Below are 13,207 nucleotides of genomic sequence, written 5' to 3' on the forward strand. Positions count from 1 at the left end.
GGCAAAACTCGGGTGCGGTCGGGCCGAGCCCGCCGCCCGACGTCGGCGGCGCGACCGGGCCGGCAGCGCGGGGGGCGCCCGACCCGCGCCCCCACGGCGGCGACGGCAGCGGGGAGACTGGGCCGATGCTGCGCGCACCGGCCACCCCGACCCTGCCGGAACTGTCGTTGCGTCCCTGGCGCGACGACGACGCCGACGCCCTGGTGGCGGCGTACCGGGACCCCGTGCTGCTGCGCTGGACCCGGGCGCCGGTGACCACGACCGCCGAGGCGCGCCGCTTCGTGGCCGCGGCTCGACGCGACTGGGACGACGGGTGCCGGTTCAGCTTCGCCGTGATCGAGCCGCACCCCGCCGGCGAGAGCCTGGTCGCCCAGGTGGTGCTCAAGAACGTCGTCGCGGGGCGCGGGGACGCCGAGGTCGGCTACTGGACGGCCGCGCCCGCCCGGGGCCGGGGCATCGCCCCGCACGCCCTGGACGCGGTCACCGGCTGGGCGTTCGCCCGGTTCGCCGGCCTGCGGCGGCTGGACCTGATGCACCAGATCGACAACCCGGCGTCCTGCCGGGTCGCCGAGAAGGCCGGCTACCGCTTCCAGGAGGTGCTGGCGGCCCGCCCGCCGTTTCCCCGCGACGGCCACCGGCACGCCCGCTGGGCCTGACCGCCGGGAATGCCCGGCACCGCCACCGCGCTGTCCCTTCCGGCGGCCCCGACAGCGGGGGTCACGTTACCGTGGGCCGGGGAGGTGTCGGCGGGTGGACAACTGGGAAGCGACGGTCGAGGCGCGGATCCGCGCGGCCCAGGAGCAGGGCGAGTTCGACAACCTGCCCGGCGCGGGCAAGCCGATCCCCGGCCGTGGCGAGCCGTACGACGAGTCGTGGTGGATCAAGAGCTTCCTGGAACGGGAGAAGCTCCCGACGGACCTGCTGCTGCCGACCCCGCTGCAACTGCGCCGCCGCGTCGAGCAGGTGCCCGACGAGGTGCGCGACCTGCCCACCGAGGAGTCGGTGCGCGCCTTCGTCGCCGACCTGAACGCTGCGATCATCTCCTGGCTGCGCATGCCCACCGGTCCGCGGGTCACCGTGCGGCCGGTCAACGCCGACGACGTCGTACGCCGCTGGCGAGCCGAGCGGCATCCCGCCGCCGCGCCGGCACCGGAGCCCGCGCCACCCGCCCCGCCGCGCGGCAGACCCCGTCGGGCCTGGCGCCTGCCCTGGCGCCGCCGGGCGGCGTAGCCCGCGTCACGCCACCGCGGCCCGCCACGACCACGAGGTGCGCCGCGGCCGGCCGGGCAGCTCACCGCGGCCGGTCAGCCACCGCAGCACCTGCGGCGCCGGCCCGGCGGGGGCGTCCGGGAAGAGCCGACGCACGACGCCGGCGCTGAGCCGCTCCGGCGGCTGCCACGGCACGCCGAGACCACGGGCGATGTCGTCGGTGTGCAGCAGCGTCTCCGCCACCCCCATCGCGGCGAAGCCCGCCGGGTCGCACGGGCCGAAGTGCCAGGCTCGTGTCTGCGGCGCGGCGGCGTCGACCGCCACCCGCAGCAGCCCACCGCAGGCGGCGACGACCCGCAGCACCTCGGCCGGCCCGGCGGCGGGGGAGACGACCAGGTCGAACGGCAGGTATGCCGCATCGGGTCGCCCGGCGACCTGACCGGCGTACGCCAACAGGTCGTGCGCCACGTGCGCGGCGGTGGTCCAGCAGCTCCACTCCAACCCGCCGGCGGGCACGCTCCAGTCCCGTCCGGTGTGCGGGCCGAGGACGGCGGTCATCTCGGCCACCGCGCGGTCCACGTCGGCGCCGGTCAGTTCGATCACTCCCCGACCGTGCCAGCGTCCCACCGCCGGCGCAACCGAACATCGTTGCCCTCGGCCGCCGCGGGCCGCTAGGGTCGGACCCGTGACTGCCGGGTCGGCCATGGGCCACGAGCGGACAGGGCACCCGGCCATCCGGTGAGCCGGGGGCGGGCCCGCGGCCCGCCGATGCGCCACATCTTCCGGTGTCGACGTCGCGTCCACCGCCTCGCGCGCCCCTCCCACCGTCCACGCCGGCCGTACGCCGGCGCGACTCCACCTTCGCCGCCACCGGTCGCCGGACGGGCGATCCACCGTGGCCGCACTCCTCCTGCACAGCAGAAAGCAGAGCATGCCCAACGACTTCAACCAGCAGATCATCGACGAGTTCCGCGCCAACGCCGGCCGCGTCAGCGGCCCCTTCGAGGGCGCCCGGCTCATCCTGCTCACCACCACCGGGGCCCGCTCCGGAGCCCCGCACACCACCCCGGTCGGCTACCTGCCCGACTCGGACCGCATCCTGGTCATCGCCTCCGCCGGAGGCGGCCCGAAGCACCCGGACTGGTACCACAACCTGCGCGCCGACCCGCTCGCCACCGTGGAGGACGGCGTCTTCACCTACCAGGCGCGCGCGGAGGTGCTGACCGGGGACGAACGCGACGCGGTCTTCGCCCGGGCCGTGGAGGCCGACCCGGGCTGGGCCGCGTACCAGGCGAAGACGTCGCGGGTGATCCCGGTGCTGGCGTTGCGCCAGGTGGCGGGCGGGCCGCCGAACGCGTCGTCCTGGGGCGCGGCGCTCAAACTGGTCCACGACGCGTTCCGGCGGGAACTCGCGCTGATCCGCGACGAGGTCGACCGCTCCGGCCCGGGCCTGGGCGCGCAGCTGCGGGTGAACTGCCTGACCGTCTGCCAGGGCCTGCACCACCACCACACCAACGAGGACGACGGCATGTTCGCCGCCCTCGACGGGCAACGCCCCGACCTCGCCCCGACCCTGGCGCGGCTGCGCGAGGAACACCAACGGATCGCGGCGCTCGTCGCACGCCTCCAGCAGGTCGTCGGCGCCCCCGACGCCGACCCGGCCGGGGTCCGCCGGGAGGTCGCGCGGCTCACCGTCGAGCTGGAGGCCCATCTGGCGTACGAGGAGGAGCAGCTCATCCCCGTCCTCGACGCGACCGGCTAGCGGCCGCCCGTGGTGCGCGCGCCCCCGGCGGCATCGCCCGCCGCCGGGGGCGCGCGGTCGTTGCGGCGCGCGGCCGGTTGCGCCCCGAGTTGAGCGTTAGCGCTTGCAAACATGGACAAACGGCACGCATGTCTCAATACGCATTTCAATGAAAAACTTGAGGCATGGACGTCGACGACATGAAGCGCCACATCTGCCGGACCTTCGCCGGAGTGACCGCACCCGAGGCGGGCGGGGACACCTTCTTCCTCTACGACCCGCAACGGGACCTGCCGGCCGAGCGGCAGTTGCCGTTCGCGACGATCGTGACCGGCGACCACTACGACACCGCCTCCGCGTTGAGCCGGCCGGGCTTCTGGCGGCTCAACATCGGATTGACCCGGTCCGGGTACGCGGCCCTGTTCGGGGCCCCGTCGACGCGGGGCGAGCACGGCGAGACGGACGCGCGCGTCGACCACGCGGCGACGGACGTCGTGCTGCCGCATCCGGTCTACGCGGCGCAACACTGGGTGTGCGTGGTGAACCCCGGCCAGGCGACCCTGGGCACGGTGCGCGCGCTGCTGGCCGACGCGTACGACTTCGCGGTCCGCAAGCACGCCAACCACCGGGCCCGCCGCACCCCGTCCTGAGCGGACGGTCTCCGGGCCGGTCGGCGCGTTCCACCTCGGGTGTCGCACCGCGGGGTTAGCCGCGGCGGGTCGGCCCTTGAGGGCCAACGGCAGTGGATCCGGCGCTAAGCCGTAATTGCCTGGTCGGGGGGTTGTAGTGCCCGGTAGAGGGTGGAGCGGCCGACGCCGAGTCTGCGTGGTCTACCGACTCGTGCCGACGGGGTGAGCCAGCACGCGGCGGGGGTAGTGTCCGAACCGACGATCGATCGGCGAGCAGGCACGGTGAGCAGCAGTGACGATGACACTCGCATACTGTCCAGACACGACCGCCGCGGACTGGCTCGTCCGGTCTGGCACGCCGGCCACCCAGTTGATGACCTTCGGCCCGGCGAGCTTCGAGGCGTTCGGCCGGCTCCGTTTCATCCCTGATCCTGTCGCGCCCGGTCAGGACGAGGCGGACGTCGACGTTCCCGCCGGGCATCCGTCGGACATCACCCAGGCACGTCGGGCGCTGCGCCTGCTCGCGCAGTTCACCTCCACCCCGCAGGACTGCTACTTCTGCGTGTGGGAGGGGTATTCGGATATCCCGCTGCCACCGGACGTGCGGCACGGCCCACTCGTCGAGATCCCCCACCGCCGGTACGCGCTGCTGCGCGGCGCGCTGCACGACGTCGACGCCTGGGAAGCCGACCTCGGTGGCGGTCGGCCGATCGCTCCGCCGGCCTTCGTCTGGCCGGCCGACCGCCGCTGGTGTTTCGCCAGCGACGTCGACCCGCACTGGGCCGGGATCGGCGCCGAACAGGCCGCCATCGACGCGCTCATCGGTGATTCACAGTTGGACGTCGTCCCGGCCCACCCGGCAGAAGAACAACCTCTGTACCGCTGAGCCGTGTGGAGCCCGACTCGCGATGCAGCGCCAGGGGCGTAACCCGGATCGCCCGCTGCGGGATGCCCCGGCGAGGCACCGCGAGTGGGGTGTCCAGTGGAGACGGTCGGCGGGGTAGTCCGCGTCGACCACCCCGCCGTCGCTGCCACCCGGCCCGGCCACGACGCCGGCGGCACGGGGGCCGGTACGCCTGGCCGACATGACGCCGGCTAGCGCAACAGCCCGCGCTCATCGACGAGACGAGTCGGATTCCCCGTGAAGACGTCTACCGTCGTCCGCCCGTACGCCAGATTCAGGGTGTCCAGTCGATAGCTCCAGGCCCCACCTCGGGCCATCGGCCATGAGAAGCGGTAGTTGACCTGCCAGCGCACCCACTCGCCACGCCTCAACCACACGGCCGGTGGCCGGCGCCACCGGCGAGGCATACCCCAGGGTGTCACCACCAGCTCCACGCGCAGCCGGCCGTCGATCTCCTTCAACAGCACGTCGGCCCGGTCCGGCTGCCCGTCCCGTGACGACTCCCGCGGCTCGAATCCGCGCGCCTCGTCCATCAACACCTCGTGGACGGCGGGGCACCTGAGCGTCGGCAGGACGAAACCCACCGGCGCCGCGTTCCGGAGCGCCGCCGGTGGCCCACCCCGGGACCGCTTGGTCCACGACGTCCGCACCCACTGCGCCGTGACATCCACAAACCGGTCATGGTAATCGTCGGGCTGGTCGCCGATGGCTGCCACGTCGGGCCGCCGAGGCGCTCCCGGACGCCCGGTCGCCACCTGGACCGTCGACGACCTGTCGACGGTCACGCCACCGGCCACCACGTCCGCCCCGCAGGGACGTCCCTGACGAACACGATCCCGTCATTGCTTGCCAGGTGGGCCGGGTCGAGCGGGGAGTAGCCGAACCAGGGGGACACACGGGGAGCGGGCGTCACGTCGCCGAGGGCGACGGCCAGCCGGCGGGCGTCGACGACGTATCGGTCCTCCGGGAGCGCGTACAGGAGCCCTTCGATGGTGTCCGGGGGTGGGGTCTCCACACCGTGGTGGCGGATCGTGCCGAGGGCCGTGGCCAGGAAGGCGTACCCGTCGCCCAGTCGGGCGCTGACGATCGCCCCGGCGCTCCACCATTGCACCGGCAGGCCGCCCATCTGCATCCCGCTCTTGTTCCGCTGCAGATGCCCGTTGTGGGCGTACGCCAGCGCCGGGCCCCGCTCGGCGATGGCGAGCAGGTTGGCGGCCATCATCGAAGCCCGCGCGCCCAGCAACCGCGCCGTGCGGCTCGGTGACGGGTCGGCCATCCAGAAGTGGTACCGCAGCAGGCCGGTGGCGGTACGACCGTACATGCGTGCCCGGTCCCAGTCTCCCGGTGCGGACACCGCGACCAGGTGTGGCGTCTGCGCGTCGAGCAGGGCTACCAGGTCGTCGGCGAGCAGCCGCAACTGTTTGGCCTCGGGCGTCTGCCCCACGGACCGGGACGGGTCCATCATCGCGGCGGGATTGGTCCACCGGTCGTCGGCGCCGAGCAGGCGGTCGAGCGTTTCGGGGGTGCAGGGGAGCAGGTCGGCGTCCACCCGGGCGGTGAGGTAGGCGTGGAGTGCGGTGAGGGCCTGCCGGGGGCTCGCGGCGCCGGTGATCTCCAGCGGGCCGTCGAAACCGGCGAAGCGCAGCCGCTCGGACGCGGGCCGGCCGTCGTTGTACGCGCGCATCCAGCGCACCAGCTCGCGGTTGGCTGCGGACGCGCCGAACCCGTGGCTGAAGCCGCGCTCCATGGCCTCGTCGAGGGTGCCCGTGCCCGACGTGACGTAGTCGTCCACGACCAGGCCCGTCAGGCAGTCGCTCTCGATCGCGATCGTCCGGTAGCCCTCCTGCTCGACGAGGTGCCGGAAGAGATCGTTTCGCACGTCGAGCAGAACGTCCTCGCCGTGGGTGGGCTCGCCCAAGGCGAGCAGCCGCGGCCGAGCCGACAGCAGCCCCATGACAGAGGCAGCGTCAACGACATGAGCGGTGTCTTCGATACCGGTGGTCATACCCCTAAACGGTATCGTTGAACCGACGGTTGAAAGTTATGCGCGAAATCGGCAAGGGAAGTGCGGCGAAACCTTCAAAACAGCGGACAGCTCAGGCCGGTCGACCTGGCGCGCCGGCACGGTCTGTCCACCCAGGCGATCAGGAACTACGAGGCGGCCGGCATCCTTCCGGACGCCGAACGCACCCCGCACGGCTACCGCACCTACACCCCGCTGCACGCGTACGCCCTGCGCGCTTTCCTCGCCCTCGTGGCCGGGCACGGCCACCAGACGGCCGCGGCGGTCATGCAGGCGATCAACCGGGACGCGACCGAGGACGCGCTGCGGCTCATCGACGAGAGTCACGCCCAGCTTCTCGACGACCGCCACACCCTCCAGGCCGTCGAAGCCGCGCTTCACGACCTCAGTCCCGTGCCCCACGAACGCGGCGACACGTTCGTCGGCCCCCTGGCGAGCAGGCTCGGCATACGCCCAGCCACCCTGCGCAAATGGGAACGCGCCGGCCTGGTCCAACCGCGCCGCGACCCGCAGACGGGCTACCGGGTCTACAGTGCGGCCGACGTGCGTGACGCCCTACTCATCCACCAGCTCAGACGGGGCGGCTACCTGCTGGAGCAGATCGCCCCGCTGATCGTCCAGGTCCGCTCCGCCGGAGGCGTGGCACCCCTTGAATCGATGCTGCGCGACTGGCATGCCCGCCTCTCAGCCCGCAGCCGCGCCATGCTCACCGGTGCCGCGGCACTGGACGCCTACCTCGGCTGCCGGCCGGACCCCGCCCGGGGGCAGGCCGATCTGCGACCAGTTGCGGATCGTTGAGGCGGGTGGCCGTGGAGATCGGCCGGATCGAAGGATCTGCGCCCGCAGGGCACCTCGTGGCCCGGCCGCCGCTTCGCGCGCCGGTTCGGTGGGGATCCCGGCTACCCCAACTGGTGGCGGCGGCGGGTCAGGTAGGCGGTCTCGGCGGTGTTGCCCGCCAGCTCGATGGCTTTGTCGTAGGCCGCGCGCGACTCCTGGCCGCGGCCCAGCCGGCGCAGCAGGTCGGCGCGGGTGGCGTGGTAGGCGTGATATCCGGCCAACCTGTGCTCGAGGCGGTCGACGGCCGCGAGTGCCACGTCCGGGCCGTCGAGCTCGGCGACCGCGATGGCACGGTTGAGGGTGATGATCGGGGAGGGGTCGAGGCGGACGAGCTGGTCGTAGAGGGCGAGGACCTGTGACCAGTCGGTGTCGCGGATGTCGTGGGCGGAGGTGTGCACGGCGTTGACCGCGGCGAGGATCTGGTAGCGACCCGGAGCCACCCCGGCAGCGGCAGCGGCGAGGCGTTCGCGCACCAGCCGGTGGCCCTCGGCGATCAGCGCCTTGTCCCAGGCGCCACGGTCCTGCTCGTCGAGCGCGACCAGTTCGCCGCTGGCCGAGACCCGGGCGGTGCGGCGGGCCTCGGTGAGGAGCATCAGCGCCAGGAGCCCGGCCACCTCACCGTCGTCCGGAAGGAGGGCACGGATCAGGCGAGTGAGCCGGATCGCCTCGGCGGTCAGGTCGTGCCGTACCGGATCGGTGTCGGAGCCGGTCGCCAGGTAGCCCTCGTTGAAGACGAGAAAGAGGACGGCGAGCACGCCGGAGACGCGGGCCGGGAGATCCTCGGCGGACGGCACCCGATAGGGGATGCGCGCCGCCTTGATCTTTGCTTTCGCGCGGGTGATCCGCTGCCCCATGGCGCTCTCGGCCACCAGGAAGGCGCGGGCGATCTCGGGCACGGTCAGACCGCCGACCATGCGCAGCGTCAACGCCACGCGGGCTTCCATCGCCAACGCCGGGTGACAGCAGGTGAAGATCAGTCGCAGCCGGTCGTCGTCGATGGCGCCGAGAGGCTCGGATGGGGTGTGGTCGTACACCATCTGAGCCTCCTTGTGCTTGTCGTCGCGCTTGTTCTCGCGTCGGATCCGGTCGATGGCCTTGCGAACGGCGGTGGTGGTCAGCCAGGCGCCGGGGTTGGGCGGCACGCCGTCGGCCGGCCACCGCTCCACGGCGGTCGTGAACGCCTCGGCCGCTGCCTCCTCGGCGATGTCGAGGTCACCGAAGCGCCTGGTCAGGGCGGCGACCACCCGGGCCCACTCGTCGTCGTGGGCCCGGATGATCGCCTCCTCGACGTCGCTCACCGGAACGGCCGCACCTCGATCTTCCGATCGCAGATTTTCGACGCCTCGGCGGCGAGCTTGAGCGCCACATCGAGATCGGGGGCCTCCCACACCCAGACGCCGGCGAGGTACTCCTTCGACTCCACGAAAGGCCCGTCGCTGAACACTGCCTGCTCGCCCCGGTTGTCGATGACCGTGGCCGCGTCGGTGTCCGCGAGTCCGCCCGCGAAGACCCAGTAGCCCTCGGCGATCAGTCGTTCGTTGAACACGCTGATGGCAGGCTGTCTGTCCGTGCTGCCGGGATTGCTCTTGTCATCGATCACGGAAACCAGGTACTGCATCTGAAGATCATCTCCTGTCAACAACGCGTGGTTCGGTGGTCAGGGACTTCAGGCCGTTGCATACCGCGGGCGCCCGGCCGGCCGGTAGTACTTGGGGGCCTCGTTCAAGGCCACGCCGATGGGATGTGCGCGCATCTGGTCGATTGATCCCCAGGAGCCGGCGAACAACTCGTAGGTGCGCCGGCCGAACAGGAACGCCTCGGCGCGCTGGTAGGTCTGCGTGATGTACGTCCTGGTCTCGTCGTCACCCTTCCCCCGGGCCCATCCGCCGCGCTCGAATCCGTTCCCGCGGTCATCCGACGCGGCGCCGTTTCCCTGCATCACTCCATCGAGGGTGACCTGGGTCATGGTCGTCAGCTTCATGATCGCGGTTCCTCACCTCGGCGCCGCCCCTTGCGGGCGGCCTCACCCCTGCTACGAACACCACTGCCCCGATCCGACACCGCCACCCGGACTTCTTCTGAGGAACTTTCCGGGACGCCGGTCGTCAGCGATCCGGCAGCACGACATGGCGACCGCGCTCCACTTCCTCAAGCGCGCCCAGTGCCGACAAGCTCTTGGACCAGGTCGACCGCGAAGATCCTGACCAGTGGTCGTGGGGCGTCGAACGGCTCGGGCGCGAGGGCGGCCTCGTCGGTGGCGTAGCCGCCGAAGGATGCGGGGGTCAGGCCGAGCACGGCGTCGGCTTCGATGGAGACGCCGTTGTTGATGAGTTCGGTGGCGTGGGCGTGGCGGAGTTGGTGGATGTCGATCTCGACACCGTCCTGCTCCAGCAGCCGGGCCAGCGGTGGTGGCGGCGTCGTAGGAAGGCGCCCTCCACCGGTGGTGTTTCCGTTGATGCTGCGACGGAGCAGTTCGCCGGGGATGTAGCCGGTGCGGGCGCGTCGACCTCGGGGAGACCCCTACCGCCAGCGCGGTCCGGGAGATCGCCGAGGAACTGGGCGTCCGGCTCTTCGACCGATCGGACTGGTCGGTGGGGTGAGATGACGCTTCGTGGTGACCGCTGGGGTGCGGGCGGAGGGGAGGTGCGCCAAGGTTAGATGTGCCGGTGACCGTTCATGACGTAGTCCGTGCCTTGCCGGACATCCAGGTGCTTCGCGAGCGGTGTCGCGCGTTGGCGATGCTGGACGCGATCATGAGTCCGGAGTGGGAGTCGCGGTACTACTCTTTTGATTCGCACTGGGCGCCGGATGAGCAGATGCCGTCCATGCGAAATGGGTCCGGCGACGCGTGGTCGATCGTGTTCTCGCCGGCCGGTGCGTTCATCCGTGGCTTCGATCACGAGTCGCCGATGAGCTCGGCAGGCAACGATGACGAGTTGTGGCCCGGACTGGTCGACGCGGTGCCGGAGGTCTTCTCCGCCTATGTCGACGAACCGGCGTTCAGCTGCGAGGGCATGCTGGAAGCGACGGTCTGTCTGTGGCGGCAGCACGGTGAGGAGCAGTGGCATGCCGGAGAGATCGACTTCCCTGACGGTGATGACCCGGACGGTGCCAACCGTCTGTTCAAGGTGCTGGTAGAGGGCACCCCGGCGGCGTACCAACGCTTCGCCGAGGACTACTACGAGACGGCCGTCGATCTGGAGGCAGTCGGCGAGATTTTTGCTGCGTACCCGCTGACCGACGAACTGGTGCGCCGCTTGAATGCTGATCTCGTGGTGGCCGATCTTGCCGAGGATCTCGCTGAGATTGGCTACCCGTCCCGGCCGGTGTAGTGGTTCCAGGTGCCACCGGCAGAGGCGTAGTGGCGTTGCGTGCTGGTGTGGTGGAACCGAGGGCTTGGGCGACGACCGGTGCCGGGGCTTGGAGTATGAGTTGGCGCAGGGCGGCGAGGCGGCTGGGGGGACGGTCGGGACGCCGAGGTCGCGGATGAGCGGGGCGATCGTGCGGGTGGTCAGGGCGCGGCGGCCGGGGAAGAGCCAGCGGGCGTTACGGGGCGGCTGTGGTCGCACTACACCCCGGTCGACACCGATCGGCCCACGGACGTGAAAGCGTCGTTGCCGAGCTGCTGGAGCGCATGGGCCGCGTGGACGAGGCCGTGGAGCTGCTGCTGTCGGGCTAGGACCTCTTATAAAGGGTGAACGTACACCGCCGTAAAGTCGCACCGCCATTCCGTGTTATGGCCCCCGAATCTGACACGATATTTGTGAGGCGTGCCGCTGACCAAGTCGGAGGTGTGGAGATGCTGGAAATTCTCTCCAAACGGAAGGAAACCCTCAACCCGCAGTTCGCCCCCAAATTTTACAAAGTGCCCGAGGAGCCCCGGGGTGTCCTCGGGCTCGTTAGTGGACATCGCGAATCGGGCGTCCGTGCCTATTTCCACCGCTTGGTTGGGAGCGAACCTGATGGGGCCGTCAGGGAATGTGAAAAGGTCCTTGCGCGTCAGGGGAGCGGATTCAACGTCGTATGTGACGCCCCACAGGCCGCCGGACACTTCATAAGCTTCGTCGTCGCCGTTGAAGTCCTCGCGGCGAATCCTCACCAGCGCAACCTCTATCATTTTACCCACACCGATCCCTCCTCGCCCAGAATGTGCTACTTGCGCTGGTGGGTTTGTTGCCAACGTGCGACGTGCCTGAAGTTCTCCCCGCCTCCGGCGGCCTTCGTTCTTCCCCTCCGAGTAAATTGGGTTCGCGCGCAACCATATCTGCCCCACGGTCAAACTTATCCGCTATTCGCGCAGTTTGGTCGCTACGCAACTCATTTATACATGGCGGGATAGTCCGATGTACTCAGAACACGAAAATGGATCGGCAGCGGGTGGACTGTTCATCGTGGTGTGCCACGGCCAGGCGGTCGTTCTCGCCCAAGCGCCAAGTCCCTGACCACATCATCGAGACCACCGAGGTCGCCGCACTGCCGAACCAGATCAACGACCTCACCGTCACAGTGATCGCCGGCATCGAGGCGCTCCAGGCGTCCGCTGACTGCAGCCGCGGCCGTCGGCCGGCGCCGGCCGCACGCTGGCGCGCTCGCCGCGCCGGGAGTGCAGCCGGCCCTCCCGGCTGGCTGCGACTCGGTCACCAGCAGAGCCCGATGACGGCCGACGCTTGGGGCCCAGTCGTAGATTTCGGTCCGAAATCAACGGCAACGCTGGTCAGCCGGTGGCGGCACGAGCCGCAGCGCCGCTCCCGTGGTACCGCTCTGACCAGCGTTGCCGTTGATTTTTCGCTGATTTCTACATCCGCCGCGTATTCGATTTGATGCGAATACGCGACGGTTTGCATGTGCGGTGGAGCCACGTTGAGGCCGGCGGGACGACGTGGGCACCGACGTTCGGGCATGCCGGAGACATCACGCTAAAGGACGTCTCGTAACTCGGCGGTCGGTCCATGGTGGATCATGGCGGGGTGCAGGTGATCTCGGCGGCCCGTCAGGAGTGGATCTTTCCGTTCACCGGGCTGCAGCCCGCCCAGTTCCGCAGGCTGGTCAGACTGGTCGCCGAGCGTGGCGGTGACGCGATCGCTGACGGTCGGCCGGGCCGGCAGTGGTCTCTCGACCTCGCCGACCGGGTGTTGCTGGTGGCCGCGTACTGGCGCACGAACCTGACGATGCGGCAGATCGGCCCGCTGTTCGGGGTGTCGCACTCCGCCGCCCACCGGGTCATCGACACCGTCGGCCCCCTGCTCGCTCTGGCGCCGGGGCGCCGACGTCGGGTCGACCAGATCACCATCGTCGACGGCACCCTCATCCCGACCCGGGATCACCGCCTGGCCGCCCCGAGCAAAAACTACCGCTACAGCACGAACCTGCAGGTCGCCATCGACGCCCACACCCGCCTCGTCGTCGCCCTCGGCGACCCGCAACCCGGCAACCGCAACGACACCATCGTCTACCGCACCAGCGGCATCCAGCAGAAACTGGCCGGGCGGCCGGTCATGGCCGACGGCGCCTACCGCGGCAACCCCGACGTGATCATCCCGTACCGCAAACCCGCCGACGGCAGCGAGCTGCCCCAGTGGAAGGCCGACCTGAACAAGCAACACCGCACCATCCGAGCGCAGGTCGAACACGCACTGGCCCGCATGAAGTGCTTCAAGATCCTGCGCGACTACCGCCGCGCCGCCCACACATTGACCGACACCGCCTCCGGCATCGCCCACCTCCACAACATCATCCTCGCGGGGTGACACCAACACCGTTGCCGGGCAACGCCTTCACCGAGTTACGAGACGTCCTTTAGGCCCGTCTACCTGCCGATGTCTATCGGGGTCCACGTACCAGCGTTGACCTGCTGGTTTGACAAG

Annotated in this window: 16 protein-coding genes and 1 pseudogene; 10 read left to right on the forward strand and 7 right to left on the reverse strand. The window is 70.5% G+C overall.

The features are described from left to right. Window positions 1-125: 125 nt before the first annotated feature. The gene (locus ACZ6O2_RS16370; protein ID WP_466023384.1) at window positions 126-656 is read left to right on the forward strand and encodes a GNAT family N-acetyltransferase; all 531 of its coding nucleotides are present in this window, start codon (window positions 126-128) and stop codon (window positions 654-656) included. A 94-nt stretch (window positions 657-750) separates the two neighbouring features. Then, the gene (locus ACZ6O2_RS16375) at window positions 751-1,230 is read left to right on the forward strand and encodes a DnaJ family domain-containing protein (protein ID WP_350705450.1); all 480 of its coding nucleotides are present in this window, start codon (window positions 751-753) and stop codon (window positions 1,228-1,230) included. A gap of 6 nt (window positions 1,231-1,236) precedes the next feature. Here ACZ6O2_RS16375 and ACZ6O2_RS16380 read toward each other — a convergent pair whose 3' ends face one another. Continuing rightward, window positions 1,237-1,803, reverse strand: a complete 567-nt coding sequence (locus ACZ6O2_RS16380) for a maleylpyruvate isomerase N-terminal domain-containing protein (protein WP_350705689.1) — start codon at window positions 1,801-1,803, stop codon at window positions 1,237-1,239. A 301-nt stretch (window positions 1,804-2,104) separates the two neighbouring features. Between ACZ6O2_RS16380 and ACZ6O2_RS16385 the strand changes: the two genes are divergently transcribed. From ACZ6O2_RS16385 to ACZ6O2_RS16395, 3 genes are all read left to right on the forward strand, one after another. Beyond that, complete coding sequence (locus ACZ6O2_RS16385) at window positions 2,105-2,971, forward strand: nitroreductase/quinone reductase family protein (RefSeq protein ID WP_466023385.1); 867 nt, start codon at window positions 2,105-2,107, stop codon at window positions 2,969-2,971. 164 nt (window positions 2,972-3,135) lie between these two features. Then, a complete protein-coding gene (locus ACZ6O2_RS16390; RefSeq protein WP_466023386.1) occupies window positions 3,136-3,600 on the forward strand; it encodes a DUF6194 family protein in 465 nt (154 codons plus the stop codon). Window positions 3,601-3,877: 277 nt separating this feature from the next. Then, complete coding sequence (locus ACZ6O2_RS16395) at window positions 3,878-4,465, forward strand: hypothetical protein (protein WP_466023387.1); 588 nt, start codon at window positions 3,878-3,880, stop codon at window positions 4,463-4,465. A 209-nt stretch (window positions 4,466-4,674) separates the two neighbouring features. On the opposite strand, the gene ACZ6O2_RS16400 is transcribed toward ACZ6O2_RS16395, so the two are convergent. Together ACZ6O2_RS16400 and ACZ6O2_RS16405 are read right to left on the reverse strand one after the other, a co-directional pair. Further along, window positions 4,675-5,154: a hypothetical protein gene (locus tag ACZ6O2_RS16400; RefSeq protein WP_466023388.1), complete on the reverse strand. Its 480-nt coding sequence runs from the start codon at window positions 5,152-5,154 to the stop codon at window positions 4,675-4,677. 110 nt (window positions 5,155-5,264) lie between these two features. Then, on the reverse strand, window positions 5,265-6,488 hold the full coding sequence (locus tag ACZ6O2_RS16405; protein ID WP_466023389.1) for an erythromycin esterase family protein: 1,224 nt from the start codon (window positions 6,486-6,488) through the stop codon (window positions 5,265-5,267). Window positions 6,489-6,548: 60 nt separating this feature from the next. Between ACZ6O2_RS16405 and ACZ6O2_RS16410 the strand changes: the two genes are divergently transcribed. Continuing rightward, complete coding sequence (locus ACZ6O2_RS16410) at window positions 6,549-7,304, forward strand: TioE family transcriptional regulator (RefSeq protein ID WP_466023390.1); 756 nt, start codon at window positions 6,549-6,551, stop codon at window positions 7,302-7,304. A gap of 101 nt (window positions 7,305-7,405) precedes the next feature. On the opposite strand, the gene ACZ6O2_RS16415 is transcribed toward ACZ6O2_RS16410, so the two are convergent. From ACZ6O2_RS16415 to ACZ6O2_RS16430, 4 genes are all read right to left on the reverse strand, one after another. Next, on the reverse strand, window positions 7,406-8,641 hold the full coding sequence (locus ACZ6O2_RS16415) for an RNA polymerase sigma factor (RefSeq protein WP_466023391.1): 1,236 nt from the start codon (window positions 8,639-8,641) through the stop codon (window positions 7,406-7,408). After that, window positions 8,638-8,961 (reverse strand): YciI family protein, encoded by a 324-nt coding sequence (locus tag ACZ6O2_RS16420; RefSeq protein WP_466023392.1) that lies wholly within the window; start codon window positions 8,959-8,961, stop codon window positions 8,638-8,640. The genes ACZ6O2_RS16415 and ACZ6O2_RS16420 overlap by 4 nt, the downstream gene beginning before the upstream one ends. 48 nt (window positions 8,962-9,009) lie before the next feature. Then, on the reverse strand, window positions 9,010-9,324 hold the full coding sequence (locus ACZ6O2_RS16425; RefSeq protein WP_466023393.1) for a hypothetical protein: 315 nt from the start codon (window positions 9,322-9,324) through the stop codon (window positions 9,010-9,012). Between the two features lie 167 nt (window positions 9,325-9,491). Continuing rightward, window positions 9,492-9,638, reverse strand: coding sequence for a hypothetical protein (locus ACZ6O2_RS16430; protein ID WP_466023394.1), 147 nt, complete (start codon window positions 9,636-9,638; stop codon window positions 9,492-9,494). A 209-nt stretch (window positions 9,639-9,847) separates the two neighbouring features. Between ACZ6O2_RS16430 and ACZ6O2_RS16435 the strand changes: the two are divergent. The 4 genes and pseudogenes from ACZ6O2_RS16435 to ACZ6O2_RS16450 form a co-directional block, all read left to right on the forward strand. Then, window positions 9,848-9,943: pseudogene (locus tag ACZ6O2_RS16435) on the forward strand (hypothetical protein); the annotation flags it as partial. Window positions 9,944-10,003: 60 nt separating this feature from the next. Then, window positions 10,004-10,675, forward strand: a complete 672-nt coding sequence (locus ACZ6O2_RS16440) for a hypothetical protein (RefSeq protein WP_466023395.1) — start codon at window positions 10,004-10,006, stop codon at window positions 10,673-10,675. A gap of 1,030 nt (window positions 10,676-11,705) precedes the next feature. After that, window positions 11,706-12,164: a hypothetical protein gene (locus ACZ6O2_RS16445; protein WP_466023396.1), complete on the forward strand. Its 459-nt coding sequence runs from the start codon at window positions 11,706-11,708 to the stop codon at window positions 12,162-12,164. A gap of 146 nt (window positions 12,165-12,310) precedes the next feature. Then, on the forward strand, window positions 12,311-13,090 hold the full coding sequence (locus tag ACZ6O2_RS16450) for a transposase family protein (protein ID WP_466023397.1): 780 nt from the start codon (window positions 12,311-12,313) through the stop codon (window positions 13,088-13,090). Window positions 13,091-13,207: the final 117 nt, after the last annotated feature.

This window comes from Micromonospora sp. NPDC048040 (genome assembly GCF_055587185.1).